The organism is Pseudonocardia asaccharolytica DSM 44247 = NBRC 16224, from assembly GCF_000423625.1.
Taxonomy (GTDB): Bacteria; Actinomycetota; Actinomycetes; order Mycobacteriales; family Pseudonocardiaceae; genus Pseudonocardia; species Pseudonocardia asaccharolytica.
Map to the genome: position 1 here is coordinate 217,603 of NZ_AUII01000002.1, position 25,691 is coordinate 243,293.

The following is a 25,691-nucleotide window of genomic DNA, read 5'->3' on the forward strand; positions in this document are numbered from 1 at the left end:
CCGACGGGCGGCGCGGCAGGCCCCGTCGCGCCGCCCGTCCCCGTTCGAAGGACTCTCATGTGACAGCGCTTTCCCTGAGCAGGATGGACTACGACGTGCTGAACGTCGTGGTGCTGAAGAAGATGGCGACGGCCGACGCCGTAACGGCGGTCTCGGGTGTGGACCCGACGGTCGTTTCGGACGTCCTCGCCGCTCTCGCCGACCACGGCCTGGTGGTCGTCGCCGGCGGCTCGGCGCTGCCCACCGACGGAGCCGAGTCCGCCCTGGCGGCCACGGCCGCCGACCGGTACGCGGCGCTGCGCGACGACGACGCCGTTGCCGGATTGGTCGACCGCTTCGAGACCACGAACGCGCAGTTCCTCACCGCCATGTCGTCCTGGCAGCAGGTCGATATGGGTGGCCGCAAGGTGGCCAACGACCACTCCGCTCCGGACTACGACGCGAAGGTCATCGACCGGCTGCACAAGCTGGTGACGCGGCTGGGCCCGCTGTTCGAGGCGCTGGCCGGGCACGACCCGCGGTTCGCCCGCTATCCCGAGCGGTTCGATGCCGTGCTCGCCGCGATCGACGCCGGGGACCACGACCTGGTCTCGTCCCCGACCCGCGACTCGGTGCACAACATCTGGTTCGAGTTCCACGAGGACCTGCTGCGCACCCTCGGCCGGGAACGAACCGAATGAGCAGCCCCACCGTGGCGACGACGGGTCCCGGCGGCACCGCTGACGCCGGCTACACCCGGGTCTTCGCCGAGGCGGATCCCTCCGACGTCGACTGGCTCGGCGGCAAGGGCGCCGGCCTGGCGCGGATGACGCAGCAGGGCCTGCGGGTACCCCCCGGCTACGTCATCGGAACCGGAGCCTGCCGTCGCTACCTGGAGGAGGGGACGCTGCCGGCCGGCCTCGCCGACGAGGTCCTCGCCCGGCTGGCCGACTTGGAGCGCGCCGCCGGCAAGATGTTCGGCGGCGGCCCGGTGCCGCTGCTGCTCTCGGTGCGATCCGGGGCGCCGATCTCCATGCCGGGGATGATGGACACGATCCTCAACCTCGGTCTGGACCGCGCCGCCGCGCTCGCCATGGCGGAGGCGACGGGCGATGCGCGCTTCGTCGCCGACCTGGTCGCCCGGTTCCACGCGATGTACGCAGAGACCGTGTTGGGCGCGATGGACCGCGGCGAGGGGATCGACGAGCTGGTCGCCGGGGTCGCCCCCGCCGACGATCCCGGCGCCGTCTACGACCGGATCTGGGACGCCTGCCAACGCGCGTTGGCCGACGACACCTGCGATGCGGTCCCCGACGACCCGCGTGCCCAGCTGCTCGGCGCGGTCGAGGCGGTTTTCCGCTCGTGGAACACGCGCCGGGCCCGCACCTACCGCGACCACCACAAGATCCCGCACGACATCGGCACCGCCGTCGTAGTACAGGCGATGGTGTTCGGCAACCTGTCCGCGGACTCCGGGTCCGGCGTGGTGTTCACGCGCGACCCCGTCACCGGGGAACCGGGCCTGTTCGGCGAGTACCTCGCCCACAGCCAGGGCGAGGATGTTGTCGCGGGCACCCGCACGCCCGACCCGATCGCCGAGGCGCTCGACCCGGCGGTGCTCGACGAGCTGGGAACGACATGCTCCGAGCTGGAGCGCAGCCAGGGTGACGTCCTCGACATCGAGTTCACCGTCGAGCGGTCGGTCCTGTACTTCCTGCAGGTGCGCAGCGCGAAACGCACGCCGGAGGCGGCGGTCCGGATCGCCGCCGATTTCCTGCACGAGGGAACGGCACCGGCCGTGGCGACGCGCCACGTCTCGCCCGCGCACGTCCGGCAGGTGCAGCGGCCCGGATTCGATCCCGGGGAGGTCGACCGCGCCCGCTCGGGCGACCGGCTGCTCACGACCGGAATCGGCGCCTGCCCCGGCCAGGTCGGCGGCGCGCTCGTGCTGGACTCCGACCGCGCCAAGGCCGCCGCCGACGCCGGAGGCGAGGTGATCCTGGCCAGGCCGGTCACCAGCCCCGCGGACCTCCACGGCATGATCGCGTCCCGCGGCATCGTCACCGCGACCGGCGGGTCGACCAGCCACGCCGCTGTCGTCGCCCGCGCGTTGGGCACCGTCTGCGTGGTCGGCGCGGGGGAGATCCGCGTCGACGAGGCGTCCCGCACACTCGCCGTCGGTGATCGGACGCTGAGGGAGGGGGACGAGGTCTCGCTGGACGGATCGACGGGTGAGCTGTTCGCCGGGCGGTTCCCGACGGCCACGCCCGCGGCCGCGACCGACGCCCTCGCCGCGCTGCTGGCGGCCGCCACGTCGGCGAGCGGTTGCGAGGTGCTCAGCCGAGTCACCCTGCCCGCCGACGTCGCCGAGGCGATGGCCGCCGGCGCCGCCGGCCTGGTGACCGCCGTCGACGACGTCCTCGCCGCCACCGGGCACCTCGACGGCCTGGTCGAGGGGTTGCTCGGTCAGGGAGCGGGTGCGGACGGCTTCGGCGGAATCGCGGCCCTGGTGGAGGCCGAGTTCGCCCCGCTGCTGGCGGCCGCCGGCGACGTGGAGGTCGGCGTGCGCGCGATCGACCTCGTCGCCGACGAGGCCCGCGAGTTGCTGCAGCAGACCGCGGTCACCACCCGGCACCCGGAGCTCTCGGTCCCGCTCGGGCGGCCGGAGCTGGTACGGGCGCAACTCGAGGGCCTGCGGCGGGCACTGCGGGAGTCCGGGTCCGGGGCCCGCATCCATCTCGCCGTCCGACACGTCAGCGACCCCGCCGAGGCGCGGGCACTGCACGCCCTCGCCGAGCAGGTCGGGCCGGAGATCGCCGTCGGCACATACCTGACCAGCCCGCGCGCCGCGCACGGCGCGGTGGACATCGCCGCGGTCAGCGACGTCGTCTGGCTCGAGGTGCGCACGCTGCAGGCTGCGATGTTCGGCATCCCCGCCCGCCAGCTGCTCACCGCCGAGCCGCTGGACGGTTATCTGCGCCGCGGTTTGCTGAGCTGTGACCCGCGCACCACGCTGGATCCGTCGGTCCAGCGCCTGCTGCAGGGCGTCGCCGAGGCGACCGACCGATCCGGCGACAAGGTCGGGATGCGGCTGTCCGGCGAGGTCTCCGAGACCGCGGCAGCGCAGCTGTACGCGCTCGGCTTCCGCCGGTTCGCGGTGGACGCCGCGGAGACTCGCCCTCTCATCCTCGCGCTGGGCAAGGCCGGGCTCGCCCGCTGACCGCCACGTGGGAACCAGCACCGGCGGGCTCATCCACGACGGCACACCCGCCGGATCGCGGCCACGAGCTCGTCCTCCGCGGTAGCGCCCGGTCGTCCTGCCGTGGCCGCCCCGGACGGTGCCGGCCTCGGGAGCCGCACGCCGGCCATTCGCCTCCGGTTGCGGCGCACCGCCGCTGCGGCCGCCACCCCACCGTCGGCGCTCGCGGTACCGGCCGGCGCGCCGCCGCAGCCGCATCCGCAGTCCGACGTCGGCTCCGCGAGCTCCCTCGGCACCACACATGCACCGTCCGGTGGACGAGCGGCGGCGTCACCCAGTAGATACGGAGCGATCTCCTGGGGCCACAGCGCGACGAACTCGGCGCCGGCGGCGGTGAGCTCCTCGACCGTGTGCATGCCCCAGGCCACGCCAATGACGCGGATGCCTACCTCCAACGCGTCCCGCACGTCGCCCGCGGTGTCGGTGACCAGGACGGTGCTCGCCCCGTCGAGCTCCACCTGTCGGCCGGCCTCGTCGTAGTCGGCGCTGCACCGGCGTCCGAAGCCGCTGCCCCCGTCCGCGAGGAACGCGCGCATGGCAGTGCGCTTGTCCGGCGTCACGTCTCCACCGAAGACGTGCGCGAAGCAGAACGCCAACGCGTTCGATTCCAGGACCCGGCGCAGCACCTGGGTCGCATTCGAGGACATCACGGCGAGGGTGCAGTCAGCGGCGAGTCGGCGCACGACGTCGCCCACCCCGGGGACCAGGGGCGGGGTGTACTCGTCGCGCAGCAGCTGCAGGAAGGCTTCCTTGACCTCGTCGGCGTGCGCCTCGTCGCGGCACAGCTTCCGGATCGAGGCGTAGACGTTGCCCTGGAACAGGCCGAAGTACTGCTCCGGCCGGTCGACCCCGAGCCCGAACCGTCTGCTGACCTTCTCGAAGATCTCCCACGACGCCACACGGGTCTGCACCAGCGTGCCGTCGAGGTCGAAGATCACCGCCCGGACCGGCGGCCGGGCCTGCACCGGGATCATCCGCCCGACGACGCGTGCACCCGGTCATAGACCGCCCCGAGCTCGCCGAGCCCGATGAAGTCCATGCACTCGCCGTACCCGAGCAGGCCGTTCACGCTCCAGCGCAGCAGGCAATTGTGACCGACCGTTCCGGGCCACGCTTGCCAGGGGAAGGTGGTGAGAGCGTCGCCCTCGAGCTCCCAGGTGCGGTCGGCCGAGTCGGTCACCGAGAGCTGGATCGCCTCGGGGTAGAGACCCCGACGCCAGGTGGTGCCGCCGCCCGCCTTGAGCCCGTAGACCTTGCCGTGGTCGAGGACGTAGCCATGGGTCATCGTCTGGGCCGACGGCGCCTCCGGGCCGGCCTCGGTGTTGAAGTCGCAGATGACGTGGATCGCCAGGTCGGGCGAGACGTGCGCGTGCTGCCATGACAGTCGCGATGTCTGGCGTTCGGCACGGATCCCCCAGCTGTGGTCCATCGTGGACACGCAGTCGATGGGGGTTGTCGTCCCGCGCAGGACGATCTCGCCCTCGTAGCGCCCCGTCTGGTCGAAATGTCCGGCGTAGGCGTGGCCCCAGGTCTTGGCCAGATCGCGACCGGCCGCCATCGGGTCCATGTCCGGATCGTTGATGTCGTAGGGCTCCATCAGCGCCGTGTACCGGAAGTGCAGCTCCAGCCCGGCCGCGGCATCGGAGTAGTCGACGTCCCACACCTTGTTGGGTTCGGAGCAGCGAACCTTCAGGCCGTTGGCCAGTTCGTAGTCGAGCAGGTTCGACGGTTTCGGCACCACCAGGTGCTCCCAGGCGTCCCAGTAGTCCGCGGCCCACGGCACGGTGACGCGCCGGGAGTTGACCGACACCGTCGAGCCGACGACGCCGAGCGGTTCGCGGAACAGCCCGTAGACACCGATGTTCATCGGCCGATCGGTGTCCTGCCCGGCGTACAGGCCGAAGTAGTTGGTCTCGGCCCACAGCGGGTCGCTGCTGGTCGGGGGATGGAACTGCGCGTCCTCGGGACGGATCACCGGTGGACCTCCTCGCGTGTCGGGCGCGGCCGGTGTTCTGTGAGCGTGTCCGCTCCGCATCGCACCGGCCAGTGCGTCCGCAGACAACGGCATATCGCGACGTTGTCTCTCTCGGATAACGCAGCGCGATTCTGCCCGCCCTACTGTTCCGGCCCAGCGGACCGATGGAGGTGACCGGGCATGCAGCTGGCCAAGGTGCTCGGCCAGGTCGTCTCGACCGCCAAGGAACCCGGTCTCGCCCGGTTCACGCTGTTGCTGGTACAGGACGCCTCCGGCGCCGATCCCGAGCGGACGAGCGGGGCCGCCTACGTCGCGGTCGACCTCGTCGGTGCGGGCGTCGGTGAGGTGGTCCTCGTGACCACCGGCGGCGCTGCCCGGGTCGCGGCCGGCGCCGACACCCCGACCGACAGGGCCGTCGTCGCCATCGCCGACACAGTGGTGCGGTCCGGCTCGGTCGCTTACCAGAAGACGTGACCGCCGCGACGGCGACCACGACTCCACCCGTCCCGGCTCGGCCGGGAACCCCCGGCACTCGAGGACGAGACCACATGGAGGACGACATGGCTGCAACCACCGCAGGCGGGAACGGGGCGCCGGCGCTCCGCGGTGCCCTGGGTCTGATCGAGACGAAGGGCCTGGTCGGGGCTGTCGAGGCCGCCGACGCGATGGTGAAGGCCGCCAACGTGCAGATCGTCGGCCACCGCGAGATCGGCGGCGGCCTGGTGACGGTGATGGTGCGTGGCGACGTCGGGGCGGTGAAGGCCGCGACGGACGCCGGAGCGGTTGCGGCGGGGAAGGCCGGAGAGGTTGTCTCGGTGCACGTCATCCCGCGCCCGCACGACGAGACCGAGAGCATCCTGGCGGCCCTCACCCAACCGAAGGGCTGACTCGGGCCGGGTCACTGGGTCGACGCTGTCCGCCGACCCGCGCCGGCCCCTGTCCGTCCGCCCCGTTCCCATCGAGGTGAGAGATGACCGCCGCCATTGATACCGCTCTGGACGCCGATCTCGCCGCGCTCGCCGACGTGCGGGCCAAGGCGCGCGCCGCCCGCCGCGCTTTCGAGGCACTCGAGGGCACCGACCAGGAGACGCTCGACCGGTACGTGCGCGCGATGGCACTGGCCGGCACGAAGGCCGCCGAGGAGCTCGCCCGGCTGGCCGTCGACGAGACCGGATACGGCGTCTACGAGCACAAGATCTACAAGAACCGTTACAACACCGGGTTCGTCGCGAAGTGGATGCTGGAGCGTCGCGCCGTCGGAGTGCTGTGGGTCGACGACGCCGCCCGGGTCACCGCTGTGGGCGCACCGATGGGTGTGATCGGGAGCATCATCCCGGTCACCAACCCGACCTCGACCACCCTGTTCAAGAGCCTGGCCGCGGTGAAGTCGGGCAACGCGATCGTGCACGCGCCGCATCCCCGCGCCGCCCGATGCACGCTGCGGACCGCAGAGATCATGGCTGACGCGGCGGTCTCCGCCGGCGCGCCCGAGGACCTGGTCTCCTGCCTCGTTGAGCCGACGCTGCCGTCCACGCAGGAGCTGATGCGGCGCGCGGAGGTCGCGCTGGTGCTCGCGACGGGCGGGCCTGGGATGGTGCGGGCGGCCTACTCCAGCGGGAAGCCGACGATCGCGGTCGGGGCCGGCAACGTCCCCGCGTACGTGGGAGAGAGCGTCCCGGACGCCGCCGAGGCCGCCGAGATGATCATCGCCTCGAAGTCGTTCGACAACGGCACCGCGTGCGTCGCCGAGCAGTCGGTCGTGGTCGTCGACGCGGTCGCGCCGGCATTCCTCGCGGCGTTCGAGGCCAGAGGGGCCTATTGGCTGGACGCGGCCCAGCAGGACGCGCTGGTCCGGGTGCTGTTCGACGAGCGCGGGGCCCTGCGCCCGGGCGCGGTCGGGCAGTCCGCGGTGCGGCTGGCCGAGCTTTCCGGCTTCACCGTCCCCTCGACGACCCGCGTGCTCGCGGCGGAGTTGCACTCGGTGGGCGTGGAGACCCCGCTGTCGCGCGAGATCCTCGGACCGGTCCTCTCGGTCTACAGCGCCCGCGACGCCGCGGAGGGGCTGCGGCGTTGCCGCGAGATCCTCGCCCTCGACGGGGAGGGGCACACCACCGCCGTGCACGCCGCCGACCCGGAGGAGATCGCCCCGTTCGGGACGCTGCCCGCCGGCCGGATCGTGATCAACACCCCGGCGCTGTTCGGCGGGATGGGCTACTCCACCGAGGTCGACCCGTCCTTCCAGCTCGGGACGGGTACGTGGAGCGGATCCATTTGCTCCGACAACGTCACTCCGCTGCATCTGATCAACATCAAGCGCATTGCGCACGAGGTCCGGCCCTGGCGGACCGTCTACGACCCGGTGGAGCTCTAGGTGACGGCCCTGGCCTGCGATCCGCGGGAGCTGCTCGCGGCGGCGGCCCGGATCGGAGCCGAACCCCCCGACGCCGTGGTCGGCCCGCTGCGGGTCGGTGTCGACCTGGGCACGGCCAGCTGCGTGCTCGTGGTCCTCGACGCCGAGGACCGGCCCGTATGGGTGGAGGCCCATCCGTCAGGGGCACTGCGCGACGGCGTCGTCGTGGACTTCGCCCGAGCCGTCGAAACCGTCGGCCGGCTCAAGGCGGCCGCGGAGCGGGCGCTCGACGTCGAGCTGACGGCCGCGACCACCGCGTATCCGCCGTGCATCCCGGTGAAGGACGCGCGGGCGTGCACCTACGTCTGTGAGTCGGCGGGCTTCGCCGATGTCGTACTCGTTGACGAGGTCTCCGCCGCGCAGCGCACGCTCGGGGTGCGTGACGGCGTCGTCGTCGATGTCGGGGGCGGCTCCACCGGCGTCGGCGTGTTCCGCGACGGCGAGCTCGTCCAGCTCGACGACCGGGCCGGCGGTGGGCATCACCTCGATCTTATGCTGGCCGGGGCGCTGGGCATCCCGCTGGAGGAGGCCGAGCCGTACAAGCGCGCGCACCCGCGCGAGGCGTTCCCGATACTGGTGCCGGGGCTGCAGCGCGTCGCGGAGAACGTGCGCGCCCTCACCCGGGGTGCCGAAGACCTGCCGCTGCACCTCGCGGGCGGCGCCCTGATGATCGCCGGCGCGGGTGACGTGCTGGCCAGGTACCTGGAGCGGCCCGTCGTGACCTATCCGCACGCCCTGTTGATCACACCCGTCGGGATCGCGAGGGCGGCCTCATGAGCGGCCCGACCCTGCGCACCTACGCGTTCGTCGACCGGATGCAGCCGCAGTGCGCTGCGCATATCGCGGCCACCAGCCCCGGCGACGTCCCGCTGGCCGGCATGGCAGAGCTCTACATCGAGATGGCTCCCGGGAACGAGGTCTTCCGGGCCGCCGACATCGCGCTCAAGACGGCGGGCGTGCGCCCGGCGCTACAGATCATCGAGCGCGAGTTCGGGCTGCTCGAGATCCACTCCGAGCAACAGGCCGAGGTGCTGGCCTCCGGCCAGGCGATCTTGGACGAGCTCGGCATGACCGAGGCCGACCGGCTCAAACCGGTGATCGCCTCTACCCAGTTCATCACCAATGTGCACCCGTATCAGGCCCAGCTGCTCAACAAGTGGCGCAAGGGCTCGATGCTCATGCCGGGGCAGAGCCTGTTCGTGATGGAGGTCGCGCCTGCGGCCTACATCTCGATCGGCGCGAACGAGGCGGAGAAGGCCGCGAACATCACCGTCATCGAGCTGCGCGCCGTCGGGCGCTTCGGGCGGATGTTCCTGTCCGGCAGCGAGAGCGAGGTGCAGACCGCGCGCGACGCCGCCGTCGCCGCACTGGAATCGATGCACGGACGGGAGGAGCGGCGATGACGGTGTTCGGCGCCTCCGATGTGGACGCGGCCATCGGCGGACGGCTGCACGTCGGCCCCCGTGACCTCGTCACCCCGCTCGCGCGGGAGCGGGCCCGGGAGCTCGAGGTGGAGATCGTGGTCGGCCCCGCCCCGGCTGCGAACGAGCCGGCGGCGCCGGTGCCGGACCGCCCGACGTCCTCGGTCCCGCAGCCGACCGCGCCACCCGCGCCGGCGGCCTCGGTGCCGCCGCCTGGGCCGCCCGCACGCTCGCCGCGACCGTCCCCGACCTCGCCGATCCCGCGGGTGGCCCCCCGCCCGGCCGGATCCCGCCTGGCCCCGGCGCCGCTACGACCGCCGTCGGGTGCGCTCTACCGCAGGGGCGCACCGCTCGCCGCCGCGGTGCGGCTGAGCGGGGACTCCACACCCTCCGGGCGGGTCGTCGTGGTCGGTGCGGGCCACGTCGGCATGGTGGCGGCGATGCGGCTGGCCGACGCCGATGTGTTCGACGAGGTCGTCCTGGTCGACATCGACGAGGGCCGCGCCGCCGGCATCGCCGTCGACCTCGTGCACACCGCCGCGCTCGGCGGGTTCGCGACGAGGGTGCGCGGAGTCGGCACCGTCGAGGCCGCCGGACCCGCCGACTACGTGATCATCACCGCGGGGCAGCCGCGCCAGCCGGGGATGAGCCGCTCCGATCTGATCAGCACGAATGCCGAGATCGTCGGCGACGTGGCCCGGCGGGTCGCGGACACCTCACCCGGCGCCGTGATCGTCGTCGTGACCAACCCGCTCGACGAGATGACCCAGCACGCCTGGCGGGCGAGCGGCTTCCCGGCCGAGCGAGTGCTGGGTATGGCCGGTGTGCTGGACACCGCCCGGTTCCAGGCGCTCGTCGCGCTCACCGGGGCCGCCCGGGCCGACCGGGTGCAGGCGTGGGCGCTCGGCAGCCACGGCGAGGAGATGGTCATCCCGCTGTCGCAGGCCACCGCCGACGATCGCCCGCTCACCGACCTCGTAGCCGGTCCGGAGCTCGCCGCGATCGTCGACCGGGCGCGCGGCTCGGGCGCAGAGGTCGTCGGGCTGCTGAAGTCCGGCAGCGCCTTCTTCGCGCCGGGGCGGTCGGCCGCTCGCATGGTGCTCGCGATGGCCGCCGACTCCGGCGAGGTCATGCCTGCCGCGGTGCTCGCCGACGGCACCTACGGCATACGCGACGTCTACGTCGGGCTCCCGGCCCGGCTGGGGCGCGGCGGCGTGCGCGAGATCGTTGAAATCGACCTGCGCGCGGACGAGCTCGCCGCGCTACGCGAGGCGGCCGACCGCATTCGCGAGCGTCTCGCGGCGCTCGCCGAAGTGGCGTAGGGGGCGGCGATGCGGGCGGTCCTGTTTGCCGCGGATGGTGCGGTCACCGTCGAATCCGTCGCGGACCCGGCGATGGTCGAGCCGACCGACGCCCTCGTGCGCGTCCGGCGGGCCGCGGTGTGCGGCACGGACCTGCACGTCGTCGCGCATCCCGAGCATCTACCTCGGGGTACCGTGCTCGGCCACGAGTACGCCGGTGAGATCGTGGCGGTCGGCGCCGCGGTGCAGGGCCACCGGACCGGGGACGTCGTCGTCGGCGCGGACTTCACCGCCTGCGGACGCTGCTGGTGGTGCCGCCGAGGGGATCACTGGGAGTGCGACCGGCGCCAGTTCTTCGGCACCGGCTCGGCGTTTGGTCCCCCGCTGGCCGGTGCTCAGGCCGAGCTGGTTCGGGTTCCGTTTGCCGACACGGTGCTGCGCGCGGTCCCGCCGGACGTCCCGTTCGACGCTGCGGTGTTTCTCGGCGACACGCTCGCCACCGGCTACGCCGCCGTCCAGCGGTCCGGCCTGCGCCCGGGGGACAGCGTCGCGGTGCTCGGCGGCGGCCCCGTCGGCCAGCTCGCGAGCCTCGCCGCGCAGGCGTGCGGGGCGGGCGTGGTCGTCCTCGTCGAGCCGGTGGCGCAGCGGCGGGCACTCGCCGCGGCCGAGGGCGCGCTGGCGGCGACCTCGGAGGCGGCCCGCGGCGTGCTCGACCGCGTCACGGACGGGCGCGGCGCGGACGTCGTGGTCGACGCCGTCGGAGGTACGCGCGGACTGGACGCCGCGTTTGGGCTCGTCCGCCGGCGCGGCACGATCGTCTCGGTCGGCGTGCCCGCCGGGCCGACCTGGCCGCTGCCGGTCGAGCGCGCGTTCGCGGAGGAGCTGACCCTGCGCTTCGCGATCGGGGATCTGATGCGCGACGGGGATGCGCTCCTGTCGCTGCTGCGGTCCGGGATGCTGGATCCCACCGTCCTGGTGACGGACACCGTGCCGCTCGACGACGTTCCCGAGGCGTACCGGGCGATGGCCGAGCGCCGTACGCTCAAGTCCCTGATCGCGCTATAGCGGCGGAGGTGCAGTTGACCGCGACGCCCGACGAGCCCCCGAGGGCGGTGCCGGTGCGTGCGCTGTGGAGGCGCGGCGATGCAGCGGCCGACCTCGCCGACCTGCTCCGGACCCTCCCGTTCGACCTCGACGGGGCCGCCGGGGACCTGGCCGAACGCGCGTGCCGGCTCACCGGCACGCCGATCACGGTCGCCGCGTGGGCCGGCGACCGGTGGACGGTCCTCGCCGGGCCGCAGGCCGAGCTCACCGGGCTGCCGCCACACGGAACAGATCCCGGGGACCGCGCCGGCGTGCTCATGGTGGCCGACGGGGGCGTGGCCGTCTGCTGGGATCCGCAGGTCCCGCTCGAACCCGAGTGGCGTACCGCGCTGGGGCAGGCCTGCGCCTGGCTGTCCCTGTTGATGCTCCGCCGACACTCGGACGCCGAGATCGACGCGGCGACGGCCGAGGCTGCGGCCGTGCAGGACGTCCTGCGCCAGCTGCTATCGGTGCGCGATCTCGACCAGGTCCTGCACACCGTCGCCGAGCGCACCCTGCGGCTGCTCGACGCCGACATCTGCGGCGTGCTGCTGCGGGAGGGCGACGTCGTGCGGATGCGCGCGTGCGTCGGCAACCGCGTCGCCGAGACCGCGCGGTTGCGCATGCGTCGCGGCCAAGGCGTCGCCGGGCTGGTCTTCCTCACCGGCGAGCCGGCGAAGGTCGATTCCTACCTCGAGGACCGGACGATCAGCCAGGACTTCATGTCGTTGGCCGAGCGGGAGGAGACGCTGTCCGCACTCGCCGTGCCGCTGCGGCTGCAGGGCGAGTTCATCGGCGTCCTCGAGGTGTGGCGGCGACGCCCGTCGCGGTTCACCGAGCGGGACACCCGCCGGATGGTGACCCTCGCCGACTTCGCCACCATCGCCATCGACAACGCCCGCCTGCACGACGAGCAGGCCGCCGCCGCCGCCGAGGCCGAGAGCGCCCGAGACGCGCTACAGGGCCAGGTGGCCGTGCTACGACGCTCCTCACGCCTGCAGCAGACGCTGCTCAGCACCGTGATCGAGGGCGGTGGGCTCCCCGCCGTCGTCCGGGCGGTCGCCACCGAGCTCGGCGGCGAGGTCGGCGTCTACGCCGGCGACGGTGGCCTCGTCACCGGCCACAGCGGCACTCGGCTGCAAAGCGCGCTGCCGTCGACCGTGCGGACGGCGCCGGGCGGGGCCGAGCCCGACCTGCGCAACGTCGCGCCGCGCAGCTGGATCCGCCCGATCTACGCGGACGGCGACCGGGTCGGGCACGTCGTCCTACTTCCCGCCGACCACTCCGACGAGCTCATGGAGGCCGCCTCGGGGCAGGTCGCGATGGCGTGTTCGCTGGCGCTGCTGCGCGAGCGCGCCGCCAGCCGAGCCCGGGCCGAGGCGATCGAGCAGGTCCTGTGGGACCTGCTGCAGGGGCCGGTCGAGCACCGGCTCGCCGCCCGCACCCGGGCCCAGCAGCTCAACCTGTCGCTGCTGGGCGGCCTCCGGGTCTTCCACGGCCGGATCGAGAACATCGACGAGCTGGCCGCCGAACACGGCTGGGACACCTCGCACACCGACCGGGTCCGCCGCGAGGTGCTACGTACCGTCCGATCCTCCGAGGACGGGCGCGGGCTCGCCCTGGCCAGCCTCCGCGGCAACATGCTCGTGGCCATCGCCGCCGACCTCGGACGCCCTGAGGTCAAGGACCTGGTGAACGGATTCTCCGCAGCAATCCAACGCGCCCGGCCCGGGCTCAGATTGACGTGGGGCGTCAGCCGCGAGCACCGCGACGTCCTCGATCTGCCCATCGCACTCAACGAGGCCCGCACCGCGTCCTCGGCTGCCCGCCGGCTCGGCGGGGAGAACGTGTTCCTGTACGAGGAGCTCGGCATCGTCCGGCTCCTGCTCGGCTCCGGCGACGACCCCGACCTGCAGACCTTCATCGACGAGGTCACCGGACCACTCCTCGCCTATGACCGCGAGAACGATGGCGCCCTGGTGCGAACGCTGCGCGCCTACTTCGACGCCGACTGCTCGCAACGTTTGGCCGCTGAGCGGCTGTTCGTGCACCACAAGACGCTGCGCTACCGCCTCGAGCGCATCCGCCAGCTCACCGGCCTGGACCTCACGCGACACGAGGACCGCATGCGCGCGGACTTCGCGCTGCGACTCCTGCAGGTCAATCAGGGCGGGACCGACGAGCCGGGGGAGGAGTACCAGTCCCGCTGAGGATGGTCGCTCGGCACCGATGGTTGCTGCGCAACACTCGCTCAGGCAGGCGGGGATACCGCCTGGTCGACCACGGTCTCAGTCTCCCCGTGCGGGCGGGGGATGACGTGGCTGACGTACAGTTCACCGACCTGCCGTGCGGCGGCGGACCCGGCGTCTACGGCCGCCTTCACCGCGCCGACGTCCCCGCGGACGAGCACCGACACCTGGCCGTTGCGCAAGGTCCGGTAGCCTTCGAACACAACGTTCGCCGCCTTGACCATGGCATCGGCGGCCTCGATCGCACCGACGAGCCCCTTCGTCTCGATCAGACCCAGAGCGCCGCTTCGAGAGCTCTCCGCCATCCTGCAGTCCCCTTCGTCCGATGCGGCGTCGGCGCCGCGACCTTGCGTGCCGAAACTAGAAGCGGGCGGCGCCGGTGTCCCTGTCGTCCGCAGATAAGGGATGGCGCGCGCGTTGTCCGCTGTGCTGCGCGACGCGGCGCCGGCTGGTGCGGATCGCGGACGCCGCCGCACAGCGGGCCGATGGCCTGTCGCCAGCGGGATCGCCGAATCCGCCGCTGAGTCCTGGTGCGGCCTCTTGACATAGCAGGAGCGCGGAGCATACTGGTTTGGCCTACCGGGCCGGCAAATAGACCCGGTGACCAGCCCGAGGACGCAGTGGCCTTGACGACTTTAGGGCCGCCTAAGACCTAGCGATCGAAAGATTGCGAAACGTTCTCGGGCCTGGCCTATGTTTGGGGCCGATTTCCCGCTCGAGCACACCTGCCTGGGCCCTCCGTCACGCCAGCCCAAGCCGTTCGCCCTGGCCTCGGGCGCTGGTGTCCGGATTGTGCCGGCCCGCCATCGCGAAACCCACTGTGGAGCGACAGTAGAACGGGTAGAACGACAGTCCGACCGCGCCACGAGAATGACAGCGTGCTGCTCGACGCCGTCGGTCGGGCGTCGAGGGCTCCGAGGAGGTGCACAGCCTCGTCCCCGGCAAGGCCGTGACCGGCCTCGATCCGTTCCGCTGACGGTAAGGACCGCCGCCGGCCCGACATTGCGCCGGGGCACCGATAAGCGGGCGAGCCCGGCTGAGCGAGCGCGGGGCCGGCGGCCAAGGCATCGCAAACGAGCGATGGCAGCAGGCCGTGTGAGCAGCGACCCGCGGTGCAGCTAGGAGCAGCCTCGGGCTGACGGCCGATGGAGTCCGTGCTGCTCCGGATGCTGCCGGGGCTTGGCAGCCGGGTCCGGTGGCCGGGCGGAGCTGGCGGTGCGGGTCCGCTCCGCCTCGACGCCTCCCGGCCGGCGCGGAGTTCCTCCGTGGCGGCCGCTCAGGCCCGCACCGCCGTGGGCTGCTCGCCGCCGATGGGTGGCCGCCTGTCCGTCCAGGGCCGCGCTCGCTCGTACGCCGCGGCCGCGCGGAACACCGACATGTCGTCGAACGTCTTGCCCACGATCTGCAGCCCGGTCGGCACCCCGGTCTGCGGGCAGAGCCCGCTGGGCACCGAGGCCACCGGCACTGGCTCACCAGGTTGAACGGGTAGGTGAGCAGCCACCCGACGTAGGGGTAGACCGGTTTGCCGTTGATCTCGAACGTCGGATCGTCGTTGCGGTGATCCGCCTTCACCGAGGGCACGGCGAGCGTGGGGCAGATGAGGATGTCGTAGTCGTCGAGGATCGGCGCGAGCTTCTGATACATCTCGAAGCGGGTGCGCTGGACGGCGTAGAAGTCCGGCACGGTGTGCTTCGCGCCCGCCTCGAGGATCTTCACGACGAACGGATCGAGCTGGAACCGCCAGCGCTGGTACATGTCCTTGAGCAGCGCCCAGAAGAGCCCTTCCCAGTTCGTCAGCCAGGCGCCCAGGACGCCCTCGTCCCAGCCCAGATCGACCTCCTCGACGGTGCAGCCCAGCCCGGTGAACGCCTCGGCCGCGGTGCGGGTGTTCTGGCGGACGGTCTCGGCCACTTCGACGTACCCGAGGTCCATCGACAGGGCGACCCGCCAGCCGCGGATGTCCTCGAACTGTGTCGGGAGCTTGACCTCGTCGCGCAGCGAGTGTAGACGTCGGCCGGGTGTGCCCCGGACATCACGTTCTGCATGAGCGCCGCATCGGCCACCGTGCGCGTCATCGGGCCGTAGTGAAGGACAGTTTCGCCCGGGTGCTCGCGATCGGTCGGGTTGCGCCCGAACGGTGGCTTGTAGCCGAAGATCCCGTTGGCGGAGGCGGGGATGCGGATGGAGCCGCCGCCGTCGGTGCCGTCGGCGATGGTGGTCATTCCGGAGGCGACGGCCGCGCCTGCCCCGCCGGACGATCCGCCCGGGCTGTATTCGGTATTCCACGGGTTGCGCGTGATCCCCCACAGCGGGCTGTGCGTCGCGCCGGAGTGGGCGAACTCCGGCGTGGTCGTGCGCGCGTGCATCACCACCCCGGCCTCGAGCAGCCGCTCCACGGTGGGCGCGGACTGATCCGGCCGGAAGTCCTGAAACGCGCGCGAGCCGTAGGTCGTGATCGCGCCGGCGACCGAGTGCCAGTCCTTGATCGCGCACGGCACGCCTTCGAGCGGCCGCGCGGCCTCCGGGGAGTTGGCGTAGGTCTGCTCCGCCTGCCGGGCCTGCTCCATCGCCCGGTCCAAGGAGGTGTGGGTGAAGCAGTTCAGCTGATCGTTCACCTGCCCGATGCGGTCGATCACCGCTTGCAGGAGTTCGACGGGCGACAGCTCCTTCGCGCGGAAGCCGGCGATCGCCTCGGACGTCGAGATGTAGTGAAGGTCTGAGTCGGTGTAGTCCACCGCTCCTCCAATCCCCTTGGCGCCGCCAGGGCGGGACCCTGACGTGCGGGCCGCTCGATTGGGTGAACCACGATGCTAGAACCGGGTGGCGCGGCTTGCACCGGTCAGCTGCGCCATTCCCGCAGCCCGTCCGGCCCGCCCATCTGGTTCGCGAAAGATCAGCCGTGAAAGCACACGGCGATCACGGACTGGGCCCGCGATCCTTCGGGCGCGCGCGTGGAACCGGGCGAAATCCCGGTCACCGGGGACCGGGGTCGTCAGATCGGGGGGATCGGCCGGGTCAGCATCATGACCTCGGTGCCGCCCCCCTCGCGGGGCTGGATGCGCAGCTCGAGCATCAGCGCGGCGATCACTTCCAGCCCCCATCCCCTAAACCCCGGGTCGAGGCGCCGAGGACGCCACCGGCCCCGGTCGCGTACCCAGATCCGCAGCTGTCGCCGGTCGGCTCCGATGGCCTCGCAGTCGACCTCCACGATCCCGCCCACGGTCACCGAGCGGTACGCGTGCTCCACGACGTTCGTGACCGCCTCGCTGACCGCCAGCGCGATATCGTCGATGGCTCGGCCCGGCCAGCGCATCTCGGTCAGCCAGCCGCGCAGGTGCGCCCGCACCGCTCTGGGCGCCTCCGGCCGGGCGCTCACCGCCTGCGCACACTCGGTTCGGCCCGGGCACATGCCGCGGTCATACCCGTCCGCCGATCGGCCCAATCGGTCGACCGCCGCTTCCGGGACCCGCCGCGTCTTGCCGCCGGCCCGCCCCGACGGCCTCGCCATGGCCGGGCAGGCCGCCCTCGGTCGCGCCGCTCGTCCGGCGGCTCGTGCGCCCGGCGGGTTCACGGGGTCGAGGCCGGGTCTGGCCCGCGTCCGAGAACCACCCCCGCCGCGTCGCGGGAGCAGCCGGTGCTCCCTGCGCCACGACGCGGCGCGGCGGCCGTCGGCGGCCCCCCGGCCCCCGAGCCCTCGCCGGCCGTGCGCGGAGCGCCTCCCGGCGGCGGGGACGGCCACCCGCCGCCCCCCGGGGAGCGGGCCGACGGCCCTCCGGAGCGGGACGCGGGGCTCGTTCGTCATCGCCGTCTGTTTGGACTGGCTGGACCACCGAACGCTCGACCGGCACCAAGTCCTCGGGCTATGTGTGCAGAACCTGCTCGACCTCCTCGCCGCGACCGAAGCGGCAGGCGAACCAAACACCAGCAGCTGAACACGCTGAACTCGCCCCGCCGGGCCGACGCGCCCCGGCGCATCCACCCCCCGAAGTCGAACAAGTGTTCTAGAATGTGTGTCGTGTCGCCGCGGCCGCTACTCCCCGACGCCGCGCGCCCGGCCCGGGTCGCGGGCCTGGCCGGGCTGCTCTGCGGGCCCGGCCAGATCGTCCGCTTCGGTGCGGGAGACATGGCCCGGCTCAGCATCGTGCTGCCCGACCCATCCAGCGCCGCCGCCGTGGTCGCGGCCTGCGCGGAGGCCGGTGTGATCGTCGAGGTCACGACGACCGAGAGCGGGGCGACGGCGGTGCGTACCGCGTTCCGGCGTGACCTCACCGCCCTGGCCGCGGCCTGGACTCGCGGGGTGACCAAGGCCGTGCCGGCCGGAATGCGGCTCGACGGACCGCTGTTGCGGCTGTGGGCGCTCGCCGCGGGCCGCCCGGATGACTGCGGCGGGTACCTGCTCGCGCTCGACCCGCACGCCCCGGGAACCCACCGGCCGCTGGTCGCCGCGGCGACCGGGGCGGGCCTCGGACCCGTGCTCCTGGCCCGCCGGCCCGGCCTGCGGATCAGCGGGGCGCGGCGGCTGCGGCGGCTTGCCGAATTGATCGGGCCGGCGCCCCCGGAACTGCCCGCCGGGCACTGGCCGCGGGGTCGCATCGGCTCGTGACGGCGGCGGTGACGCTCCCGACATCGGTACGAGCGCGGTTCGCCCGGTCGGGGGCGAACGTGGCACTGCTCACCGCCCGAGCATCTCGGCGCCCAGCGCCAGATCCTCGATGTGGTCGGCGTGCACATACTGCCGCAGCGTGAAGCTGCTGTCGTGATGCCCGGCCCATGGGAGCCGGCCACCGTGCCGACCGGCCCAAGAATCGTGAACGGTTCCGCCACGGTCACCGTCGTGCCTCCTCCTCCACGTGCGCAGCAGAGGGTCAGACGCCGACCACCCGCTCCGGCTGCCCGTCGGGAATCCAGCCGAGTCCTCTCTCCTGTGCGGTGTCGCCGAAGCATGGCCGTGGCTCGTTCGCGGGCGGGAGCGGCGAACAGTGGAAGTGCCACATCTTCCAGATCGGCTGGCCGGTGCCGTCGTCGCGCTGGTAGAGCTCGGTCGCGCGAAGGCGGAAGGGGTCGTATGCGGCCTCGCCGGCCTCGCCGACCTTCCACGTCTGCGATCCGGTGCCCGACTGCCCGATCAGCCGGAGCGGGAAGACGCCCTCGCAGGCCAGCCACGCCATGTCGCCCGAGATCGTCAGCCGCATGATCCTGATGTCCGGCATCTGGATGTCGAGCTGTTCCTGGTACCACTCCCAGAGCCGGGTCTTCTCGTCGATCCCGAAGTAGGGGTGCCCGTTCAGGTTGAACATGAGGTAGCTCATTCCCGACGGAAACACGGACTTCATGCGAGGGATGTCGAGTCCGGCGTTGGCCTCCCACCAGTCCTTGTGCAGCTTGAGGATGTCGTTGCGATCGTGTTCGGTGTCCGGCATATCTCGTCCTTCCCGTGTGGCGGCTCAGGCCGCCCTCTCGGGTAGCACGGCCTGGGCGCACAGCTGGTCGGTCAGGCCCGCAGCTTCTGTGCGGCGTCCAGGACCGACTTCACGATCGAGTCGTATCCGGTGCAGCGGCAGAGATTGCCCGAGAGACACTCGCGGACCTCCTCGGCGGTCGGCTCCGGATTGGCCTTCAGGAACTCGGTGGCCGACATCAGCATCCCCGGTGTGCAGAAGCCGCACTGCAGGCCGTGGTTGGCCCAGAAGGCCTCCTGGAGCGGGTTGAGCTCGTCGCCGCGGGCGAGTCCTTCGACCGTCGTGATGGTGCTGCCGTCCGCCTGGACCGCGAGCACGAGGCACGCCCGCACGGTCCGGCCGTCGACGATGATGGTGCAGGCGCCGCACACCCCCTGCTCGCAGCCCAGGTGCGTACCGGTGAGCCCGCACCCGTGGCGGATGAAGTCCGCCAGCGTGAGCCGCGGCTCGCAGTCGGCGGTGTAGGTGTGGCCGTTGATGGTCATCGAGACCGTCAGCTTGTCGCTCATGATTTCGTCTCGCTTCGCTCGAGCGCGGCCTTCGCGACCCGCTTGACCAGCAACTGGGCCATGTCCCGGCGGTAGGACGCCGGCGCGTGGACGTCGTCGGCCGGGTGGATGGCGTCCGCGACGGTTGCCGCCGCGGCCTCGATCGCCTCGGCGCTCGGTCGGCCGCCGGTGAGCGCGTCCTCCGCGGCATGCAGCCGGACCGGAACCGAGTCCACCCCGCTCACGGCCAGCCGGACCAGGTCGACCGAGCGGTCCGGGGCGAGATGGACGGCGGCCATGGCGGCCACGATGGCGAAGTCCCCGTGCCGGCGGGCCAGCTCCTCGACGGCGACGCCGGTTCCGCCGGGCAGCCGCGGCAGCCGGACGCCGATGAGTACCTCGTCGGGTTCCAGCGCCGTGGTGAACGTGGACATGAAGAAGTCCTCGGCCGGAATCGTGCGCACCCCGTTCGGGCCCTGCACGACCAGCTCGCCGCCCAGCCCGGTGACCAGGGCCGGAAGCTCGGCCGCCGGGTCGGCATGGGCCAGGCTGCCGCCGACGGTCCCGCGGTTGCGGTTGGTGATGTGGCCGACGTGGCGGAGCACCTCGGGCAGCAGCGGCACCGAGGCGGCGGCCACCGAGCTGGTCTCCACGTCGCGCTGCCGGGTCATCGCCCCGATCGCGAGCGTGCCGTTGTCCTCGCGGACGTAGTCCAGCTCGCGGACGCGGTTGATGTCGATCAAGATCGACGGGCGGGCCAGCCGGAAGTTCATCAGCGGAATGAGGCTCTGCCCGCCGGCGAGCACCTTGGCGTCGCTCCCGTGCTCGGTGAGCAGGGCGATCGCCTCCTGGACGTCACCGGCACGGGCGTACTTGACGGGCGGGGGTTTCACGCCGACCCCTCCTTCCGCGATTGGGCTTCACGAATGAGTTCCAGGAGCCGGGGTGGAGTGCACGGGAAGCGTGTCACCGCGACGCCGAGGTCGCTCAGCGCGTCGTCGATGGCGCTGCCGACGAGCGACACCCCGGCGATCGGGCCGGCCTCGCCGACGCCCTTGATGCCGCCCGGGATGTCCGGGGCCGGGGTCTCCTGGTGGTAGAAGTGGAACGGCGGGATCTCCATCGCGGTGGGCAGCAGGTAGTCCATGAAGCTGGCCGTCTTCAGCTGGCCCTCCTCGTCGTACACCAGCTCTTCGAGAAGAGCTCCCCCCAACGCCTGGGCCAGCCCGCCCGCGAGCTGGCCGTCGACCAGCATCGGATTGATCACGGTGCCGCAGTCGTGGGCCTGCAGACAGTCCAGCAGCGACACCGTCCCGGTCTCGCGGTCGACCTCGACGAGCAGGGCGGTGCAGCCGTACGAGGTCGCCATGTTCGGTGGGTCGAACACGTCGACCTCCTCGAGCGTCGGCGTCTCCCCCTCGGGCAATCTGTTCAGCAGCCGTCGGTAGGCCGCGTCCCCGACGTCGCGGGTGGACACCGATCGGCCGGTCGTGCCCTTGACGCTGATCTGGCCATCCTGGATCTGCAGGTCCTCCGGGGAGGCTTCGAGCAGTTCGGCGGCGATTCTGAGGATCTTCGCACGCAGTCGCTCGCCTGCCCGAAGGATCGCTGCACCCCCGAGCGGTGCGGCTCGGCTGCCGCCCGTGCCGTACCCGGTGTAGGGGCACGAGTCGGTGTCCCCGGTGATCACGACCACGTCGTCCATCGGGATGCCGAGCGTGTCCGCGGCCAGCTGGGCGTAGATGGTGTGGGTGCCCTGCCCCATGTTGATCTGGCCGGAGTAGATCGTGACCTTGCCGATGGAGTCCATCCGAACGGTCACCTCGTCGAACCCGGAGTGCGCGAGGCCGACGAGGTTGAGGATCCGGCTCGGCCCGTAGGCGCTCGGCTCGACGTGGAAGGAGTAGCCGATGCCCACGGAGCGGCCTTCGGCCCGGGCTCGCGCCTGCCGCTCCCGCCACCCCAGCTCGTCGATCTTGCTCGTCGCCAGGTCGAGGCAGTCCGCGTAGCGACCGCTGTCGTAGGTGAAGGCGACTCCCGTGAAGAACGGGAACTCCTCGGGCGCGGGGAAGTTCTTGCGCCGGATCTCGGTCCGGTCCATGCCCAGCTTGCGGGCCGCGAGCTCGATCAGCCGCTCGTGCACGATGTTGCCCTTGGGGACGCCCCAACCGCGGTAGGAGCCGTATGGCGACCGGTTTGTCATGACGGCCTTCACCGTCACGTCCATGTTGGGGATCTTGTACGGTCCCATGCACGTCAGCACGGATGCCCACGGCGGCCCGGAGCCGACGGTGCCGAAGGCGCCGCCGAGCACGCCGTACGAGACACCGCGGAGCCCGAGGATGGTCCCGTCGCTGCGCAGGGCCATCTCGAAGTCGAGGCGCTGGTCTCGCGAGTGCGAGGTCGCGACGAAGCTTTCGGCGCGGTCTTCGATCAGCTTGACCGGGCGGCCGGTGCGTCGGGACAGGACGGCAGCGATGACCTCTTCGCCGTAGAAGTCGAACTTGTTGCCGAAGCCGCCGCCGAGGTTCGGCGTCCGGACACGGATCTTGTGCACCGGGATCCCGAAGACCTCCGCCAGCAGGTCGCGAGCCAGGTTGGGGGACTGCGTGGACAGCCAGACATCGAGGCTCCCCGCGAACGTGTCCCAGTTCACGATGCACCCGCGCGGCTCGAGCGGGCAGCCGAAGGCGCGGCCGTGCCGGAAACTGGCGCTCACCACGAGGTCGGCGGAGGCGAACGCGGCATCGGGATCGCCGGCGGTGTAGGTGAGCGAGCCACTGACGTTGTCGGGCCAATCGTCGTAGAGCTTGGGCGCGTCGGGTGCCAGCGCCGCGTCGAGGTCGGCCACGACCGGTAGCGGCTCGTAGTCGATGTCGATGAGCTCCAGGGCGTCCTCGGCGACGTAGCGGTCGACCGCGACCACCGCCGCGACCGCCTGCCCGACCCAGCGGACTTGGTCGACGGCGAGCGCGTGCGTCTTGGCGATCCGCTGCTCGGGAATCGGGAACCAGATCACCGGCTGCTGGCCCGCGACGGTGGCGAGGTCCTGTCCGGTGAGGACGTCGAACACGCCGGGGTGCGCCCGCGCCCGGCTGACGTCGATGTTGGTGATCCGGGCGTGTGCGAGCGGGCTGCGGAGCACCGCCGCCTCGATCATCTTGGGGACCGTGACGTCGTCGATGTACTGCCCCCGGCCGGCCAGCAGGCGGGGATCCTCGGTTCGCCTGACGCGCGTGCCGGTGTACTTGGTCTGACTCTCGACGGGTTCGATGATGGTCATGGCGCGACCTCCTCGTCGCTCCTCACGTCGCCAGCACTGCCCTGGATCGCCGCGAGCACGTCCTCCGGGATGATCGGGATGTGGTTCAACGGCGCGCCGATCGCGTCGCTGACCGCGTTGGCGATGACGGCGGCGGGCAGCAGGACCGGGCTTTCGGCCACTCCCTTCGCGCCGAACGGGCCGTCGGGATCGGGATGCTCGAGCGGGACGAACTCGACGCGCGGGATGTCGGTGGCCAGCGGCAGCCGGTAGCTCTCCAGGGTTCGCTCGCGGTAGCGGCCGTCCTCGCCGATCCGCAGGCTCTCGTGCAGGGCGTAGCCGATGCCCTGGGTGACCCCGCCCATCACCTGGCCGTATGTGCCGTCCGGGCTGATCACCCGCCCCACCTCCTGGGCCACCACGTACCGCAGCACGCGCACGTTGCCGGTGACCGGGTCGATCTCGACCTCGGCGAGGTGCACGTGGTAGGTCGGGGTCGGGAAGGACGGGAACATCAGGCCCGTCGCGCAACCCGGGTTGAAGTCCGGGAACGGGGTGACGAACGAGCCGGTGCCCTGCACGGGTCCGACCGTGTTCGTCGCCGCCACCGCCACCTCGGCGATCGGGATGCTGTTGCCCGGTACGCCCTTGACCCGAACCGTCCCGTCGGCGACCTCGAGATCGTCCGCGGCCGCCTCGAGCAGCCCGGCCGCCACACCCCTGAGTTTCTCGACGACCTCGTCCGCGGCGAGCTGGGAGGCCTTGCCGACGATCCGCGTGGTCCGGCTGCCCTGCGATCCCGCGTCGAACCCGGCCACGTCGGTGTCCGGCATGGTGACGAACACGTCGGTCGGCGGGATGCCCAGCCGCTCGGCGACGATCTGGGTGACGCCCATCGACACCGCGCCGGACCCGTTGTCGGTGGCGGCGGTGATCACCGCGACGGTGCCGTCCTCGTGCAGCTTCACGACCGCGGTGCCGGGCATCGGGTTGGTCACCCACCACGCCGCCCCGATCCCGATGCCCCGGTAGGGGCGCCGGCCGGCCTGCAGCTCCGCCCAGGGCGCGACGGACTCGACGGCGTCGAACCCCTCCCGCAGGATGCCCGCGTCGGCCAGCACCTGGCCGTTCGGCATCTCCGCGCCGTCGGTGATCAGTTGCTGCAGCCGGTAGTCCCGCCGGTCGAGCCCCAACTCGGTGGCGATGTGGTCCATGTGCCGCTCGACCGCGTGGTACAGGTAGGTGCCGTTGACGCCGCGGAACGCGCCGGTCGGGGCGGTGTTGGTGTACATCAGCCGCGAGACGACCCGGGTCGGCCCGCACCGGTAGACGCCGCGGGCGCAGTGCAGCGCGATGCTGGCCAGCCACGGCATCTCGCCGCTGTAGGCGCCGTTGTCCGCGATCACCTCGAGCTCGCGGGCGAGGATGTTCCCGTCGGCGTCGACCGCCGAGCGCAGCCGAGTGAGCGCGTTCTCGCGACAGGGGCAGGTCAGGAGGTCCTCGGTGCGGGTGTTGACCAGCTTGACCGCCGACCCGCCCACGACCTTCGACAGCAGGGCGGCGTAGGGCTCGAGGCTCGCGTCGAGCTTGGCGCCGAACCCGCCGCCGATCGTGTGCCCGACCACCCGCACCGCCGACGGTCGGACGTCGAGGAACTGGGACACCCGATCGCGCACGTTGTAGGGGAACTGGTGGGCGGTGTGCACGGTGTAGCGCCCGTCGCGGAAGATGCCGACCGCGCTCTTGGGCTCGATGTAGGCCTGGTACTGGCGCTGGGCGACGAACTCGTCGGAGATCACCCGGTGCGCCCGCGCGAACGCCTCGTCGACGCCCGGCGGGTCGGCGATGCACTCGGCGGCGATGTTGCCCCGACGCGGGAAGTCGGGGCCGGCGGCCGGGACGTAGCTCTCCCAGCCCGGATGGACCAGCGGCGAGTCCGGCGCCATCGCCCGGACCAGGTCGACCACGGCCGGCAGCGGCTCGATCTCCAGGACGATCGCCGCGGCCGCCGCGCGTGCCTGCGCCAGGGTGTCGGCGGCCACGGCGGCGATGGGCTGGCCCTCGTAGCGCACCGCGTCGGTGGCGAACAGCCGCTGGTCCCGCAGCACCCAGCCCGCGTGGACGTCGGGGGCGTCCGCGGCGGTCAGGACGGCGTGGACCCCGGGCATCGCCGCGGCCGCGGTGGTGTCGAGCCGGGTGATCCGGCCGGCGCTGACCGGGGAACGCAGCAGCGCGCCCCAGAGCATGCCGGGCTCGGCGTAGTCGACCCCGTAGATCGCCTCGCCGCTGACCTTCGTCTGCCCGTCCGAGCGGGGCACCCGCTCCCCGATGACCGTCATCGCTCGTTCCTCCCGGAGATCGTCGCGGCGACCGCGTCGAGGATCTGGCTGTAGCCCGTGCAGCGGCAGATGTTTCCCGCGAGCGCGGTCCGTACGTCCTCCTCCGACGGCTTGTCGTCCTCGCGCAGCACGGCGACGAGCGTGGTGATGAAGCCCGGCGTGCAGAACCCGCACTGCACGCCCCCGGCCGCGACGAAGGCGGCCTGCAGCTCGCGACCGAGCCCGTCGTGGGTCAATCCCTCGGCTGTCTCCACCCGGCGTCCGGCGGTCGCGGCCGCGGCGTAGATGCAGGAGTCCACCGGAAGGCCGTCGACCAGGACGGTGCAGGCGCCGCATTCGCCCTCGTTGCAGCCCTCCTTGGTCCCGGTCAGGCCCAGGCGGTCACGCAGGACGCCGAGCAGGGTCTCCGCGGGGTCGATCTCGACCACCCTCGGTCTGCCGTTGACCGTGAACGTCAGTTCCACCG

General features: G+C 72.1%; 23 protein-coding genes. 11 read left to right on the forward strand and 12 right to left on the reverse strand.

The features are described from left to right. Window positions 1–59 precede the first annotated feature (59 nt). Together G567_RS0103145 and G567_RS0103150 are read left to right on the forward strand one after the other, a co-directional pair. Complete coding sequence (locus G567_RS0103145; protein ID WP_028928817.1) at window positions 60–680, forward strand: MarR family transcriptional regulator; 621 nt, start codon at window positions 60–62, stop codon at window positions 678–680. Beyond that, entirely contained in the window at window positions 677–3,199 is a 2,523-nt protein-coding gene (locus G567_RS0103150) for a pyruvate, phosphate dikinase (protein ID WP_051232170.1), read from the forward strand. The genes G567_RS0103145 and G567_RS0103150 overlap by 4 nt, the downstream gene beginning before the upstream one ends. A gap of 29 nt (window positions 3,200–3,228) precedes the next feature. On the opposite strand, the gene G567_RS0103155 is transcribed toward G567_RS0103150, so the two are convergent. Continuing rightward, window positions 3,229–4,212, reverse strand: a complete 984-nt coding sequence (locus G567_RS0103155; RefSeq protein WP_028928819.1) for an HAD family hydrolase — start codon at window positions 4,210–4,212, stop codon at window positions 3,229–3,231. Further along, window positions 4,209–5,213 (reverse strand): DUF7064 domain-containing protein, encoded by a 1,005-nt coding sequence (locus G567_RS0103160; RefSeq protein WP_028928820.1) that lies wholly within the window; start codon window positions 5,211–5,213, stop codon window positions 4,209–4,211. The genes G567_RS0103155 and G567_RS0103160 overlap by 4 nt, the downstream gene beginning before the upstream one ends. Before the next feature lie 180 nt (window positions 5,214–5,393). On the opposite strand from G567_RS0103160, the gene G567_RS0103165 reads away from it, so the two are divergent. From G567_RS0103165 to G567_RS0103200, 8 genes are all read left to right on the forward strand, one after another. Then, window positions 5,394–5,687 (forward strand): EutN/CcmL family microcompartment protein, encoded by a 294-nt coding sequence (locus tag G567_RS0103165; RefSeq protein ID WP_028928821.1) that lies wholly within the window; start codon window positions 5,394–5,396, stop codon window positions 5,685–5,687. An 86-nt stretch (window positions 5,688–5,773) separates the two neighbouring features. Beyond that, window positions 5,774–6,100, forward strand: a complete 327-nt coding sequence (locus G567_RS0103170) for a BMC domain-containing protein (RefSeq protein WP_028928822.1) — start codon at window positions 5,774–5,776, stop codon at window positions 6,098–6,100. Window positions 6,101–6,183: 83 nt separating this feature from the next. Next, window positions 6,184–7,584 carry an aldehyde dehydrogenase family protein gene (locus G567_RS0103175; RefSeq protein ID WP_028928823.1) on the forward strand — a complete coding sequence of 467 codons (1,401 nt, stop codon included), beginning with the start codon at window positions 6,184–6,186 and terminating at the stop codon, window positions 7,582–7,584. Next, window positions 7,585–8,400, forward strand: a complete 816-nt coding sequence (gene eutJ / locus G567_RS0103180; protein ID WP_028928824.1) for an ethanolamine utilization protein EutJ — start codon at window positions 7,585–7,587, stop codon at window positions 8,398–8,400. Beyond that, a complete protein-coding gene (locus G567_RS0103185; protein ID WP_028928825.1) occupies window positions 8,397–9,026 on the forward strand; it encodes a BMC domain-containing protein in 630 nt (209 codons plus the stop codon). Before eutJ ends, G567_RS0103185 begins: the two co-directional genes overlap by 4 nt. Then, entirely contained in the window at window positions 9,023–10,366 is a 1,344-nt protein-coding gene (locus G567_RS0103190) for a malate dehydrogenase (RefSeq protein ID WP_084795798.1), read from the forward strand. Before G567_RS0103185 ends, G567_RS0103190 begins: the two co-directional genes overlap by 4 nt. Before the next feature lie 9 nt (window positions 10,367–10,375). After that, complete coding sequence (locus G567_RS0103195) at window positions 10,376–11,410, forward strand: alcohol dehydrogenase catalytic domain-containing protein (protein WP_028928827.1); 1,035 nt, start codon at window positions 10,376–10,378, stop codon at window positions 11,408–11,410. Between the two features lie 14 nt (window positions 11,411–11,424). Further along, the gene (locus tag G567_RS0103200; RefSeq protein WP_245585518.1) at window positions 11,425–13,638 is read left to right on the forward strand and encodes a helix-turn-helix domain-containing protein; all 2,214 of its coding nucleotides are present in this window, start codon (window positions 11,425–11,427) and stop codon (window positions 13,636–13,638) included. 41 nt (window positions 13,639–13,679) lie between these two features. On the opposite strand, the gene G567_RS0103205 is transcribed toward G567_RS0103200, so the two are convergent. From G567_RS0103205 to G567_RS33850, 4 genes are all read right to left on the reverse strand, one after another. Then, window positions 13,680–13,982, reverse strand: a complete 303-nt coding sequence (locus G567_RS0103205) for a BMC domain-containing protein (RefSeq protein WP_028928829.1) — start codon at window positions 13,980–13,982, stop codon at window positions 13,680–13,682. A 971-nt stretch (window positions 13,983–14,953) separates the two neighbouring features. Beyond that, window positions 14,954–15,127: a hypothetical protein gene (locus G567_RS35075; protein WP_169338702.1), complete on the reverse strand. Its 174-nt coding sequence runs from the start codon at window positions 15,125–15,127 to the stop codon at window positions 14,954–14,956. A gap of 343 nt (window positions 15,128–15,470) precedes the next feature. After that, on the reverse strand, window positions 15,471–16,412 hold the full coding sequence (locus G567_RS31730) for an amidase (RefSeq protein WP_051232174.1): 942 nt from the start codon (window positions 16,410–16,412) through the stop codon (window positions 15,471–15,473). A 257-nt stretch (window positions 16,413–16,669) separates the two neighbouring features. Further along, entirely contained in the window at window positions 16,670–17,053 is a 384-nt protein-coding gene (locus tag G567_RS33850) for an ATP-binding protein (RefSeq protein WP_161631662.1), read from the reverse strand. A 639-nt stretch (window positions 17,054–17,692) separates the two neighbouring features. Between G567_RS33850 and G567_RS0103220 the strand changes: the two genes are divergently transcribed. Beyond that, a complete protein-coding gene (locus G567_RS0103220; protein ID WP_028928830.1) occupies window positions 17,693–18,280 on the forward strand; it encodes a hypothetical protein in 588 nt (195 codons plus the stop codon). A gap of 262 nt (window positions 18,281–18,542) precedes the next feature. On the opposite strand, the gene G567_RS0103225 is transcribed toward G567_RS0103220, so the two are convergent. The 6 genes from G567_RS0103225 to G567_RS0103250 all read right to left on the reverse strand — a co-directional run bounded on the left by G567_RS0103225 (window position 18,543) and on the right by G567_RS0103250 (window position 25,689). Beyond that, window positions 18,543–19,097: a YybH family protein gene (locus G567_RS0103225; RefSeq protein ID WP_028928831.1), complete on the reverse strand. Its 555-nt coding sequence runs from the start codon at window positions 19,095–19,097 to the stop codon at window positions 18,543–18,545. Window positions 19,098–19,168: 71 nt separating this feature from the next. Beyond that, window positions 19,169–19,645, reverse strand: a complete 477-nt coding sequence (locus G567_RS0103230) for a (2Fe-2S)-binding protein (RefSeq protein WP_028928832.1) — start codon at window positions 19,643–19,645, stop codon at window positions 19,169–19,171. Further along, window positions 19,642–20,517, reverse strand: a complete 876-nt coding sequence (locus tag G567_RS0103235) for an FAD binding domain-containing protein (protein WP_028928833.1) — start codon at window positions 20,515–20,517, stop codon at window positions 19,642–19,644. The genes G567_RS0103230 and G567_RS0103235 overlap by 4 nt, the downstream gene beginning before the upstream one ends. After that, window positions 20,514–22,907 carry a xanthine dehydrogenase family protein molybdopterin-binding subunit gene (locus tag G567_RS0103240; protein WP_037055594.1) on the reverse strand — a complete coding sequence of 798 codons (2,394 nt, stop codon included), beginning with the start codon at window positions 22,905–22,907 and terminating at the stop codon, window positions 20,514–20,516. Before G567_RS0103240 ends, G567_RS0103235 begins: the two co-directional genes overlap by 4 nt. Continuing rightward, a complete protein-coding gene (locus G567_RS0103245; protein ID WP_028928835.1) occupies window positions 22,904–25,225 on the reverse strand; it encodes a xanthine dehydrogenase family protein molybdopterin-binding subunit in 2,322 nt (773 codons plus the stop codon). The genes G567_RS0103240 and G567_RS0103245 overlap by 4 nt, the downstream gene beginning before the upstream one ends. Continuing rightward, window positions 25,222–25,689 (reverse strand): (2Fe-2S)-binding protein, encoded by a 468-nt coding sequence (locus tag G567_RS0103250; RefSeq protein WP_028928836.1) that lies wholly within the window; start codon window positions 25,687–25,689, stop codon window positions 25,222–25,224. The genes G567_RS0103245 and G567_RS0103250 overlap by 4 nt, the downstream gene beginning before the upstream one ends. Window positions 25,690–25,691 lie beyond the last annotated feature (2 nt).

Coding starts and splice junctions, on each gene's coding strand:
- G567_RS0103205 (WP_028928829.1), bottom strand. CDS start 13,982: ATGGCGGAGAGCTCTCGAAGCGGCGCTCTGGGTCTGATCGAGACGAAG.
- G567_RS0103190 (WP_084795798.1), top strand. CDS start 9,023: ATGACGGTGTTCGGCGCCTCCGATGTGGACGCGGCCATCGGCGGACGG.
- G567_RS0103225 (WP_028928831.1), bottom strand. CDS start 19,097: ATGCCGGACACCGAACACGATCGCAACGACATCCTCAAGCTGCACAAG.
- G567_RS0103195 (WP_028928827.1), top strand. CDS start 10,376: ATGCGGGCGGTCCTGTTTGCCGCGGATGGTGCGGTCACCGTCGAATCC.
- G567_RS0103240 (WP_037055594.1), bottom strand. CDS start 22,907: ATGACCATCATCGAACCCGTCGAGAGTCAGACCAAGTACACCGGCACG.
- G567_RS0103150 (WP_051232170.1), top strand. CDS start 677: ATGAGCAGCCCCACCGTGGCGACGACGGGTCCCGGCGGCACCGCTGAC.
- G567_RS0103175 (WP_028928823.1), top strand. CDS start 6,184: ATGACCGCCGCCATTGATACCGCTCTGGACGCCGATCTCGCCGCGCTC.
- G567_RS0103155 (WP_028928819.1), bottom strand. CDS start 4,212: ATGATCCCGGTGCAGGCCCGGCCGCCGGTCCGGGCGGTGATCTTCGAC.
- G567_RS0103170 (WP_028928822.1), top strand. CDS start 5,774: ATGGCTGCAACCACCGCAGGCGGGAACGGGGCGCCGGCGCTCCGCGGT.
- G567_RS0103230 (WP_028928832.1), bottom strand. CDS start 19,645: ATGAGCGACAAGCTGACGGTCTCGATGACCATCAACGGCCACACCTAC.
- G567_RS0103185 (WP_028928825.1), top strand. CDS start 8,397: ATGAGCGGCCCGACCCTGCGCACCTACGCGTTCGTCGACCGGATGCAG.
- G567_RS0103165 (WP_028928821.1), top strand. CDS start 5,394: ATGCAGCTGGCCAAGGTGCTCGGCCAGGTCGTCTCGACCGCCAAGGAA.
- G567_RS0103245 (WP_028928835.1), bottom strand. CDS start 25,225: ATGACGGTCATCGGGGAGCGGGTGCCCCGCTCGGACGGGCAGACGAAG.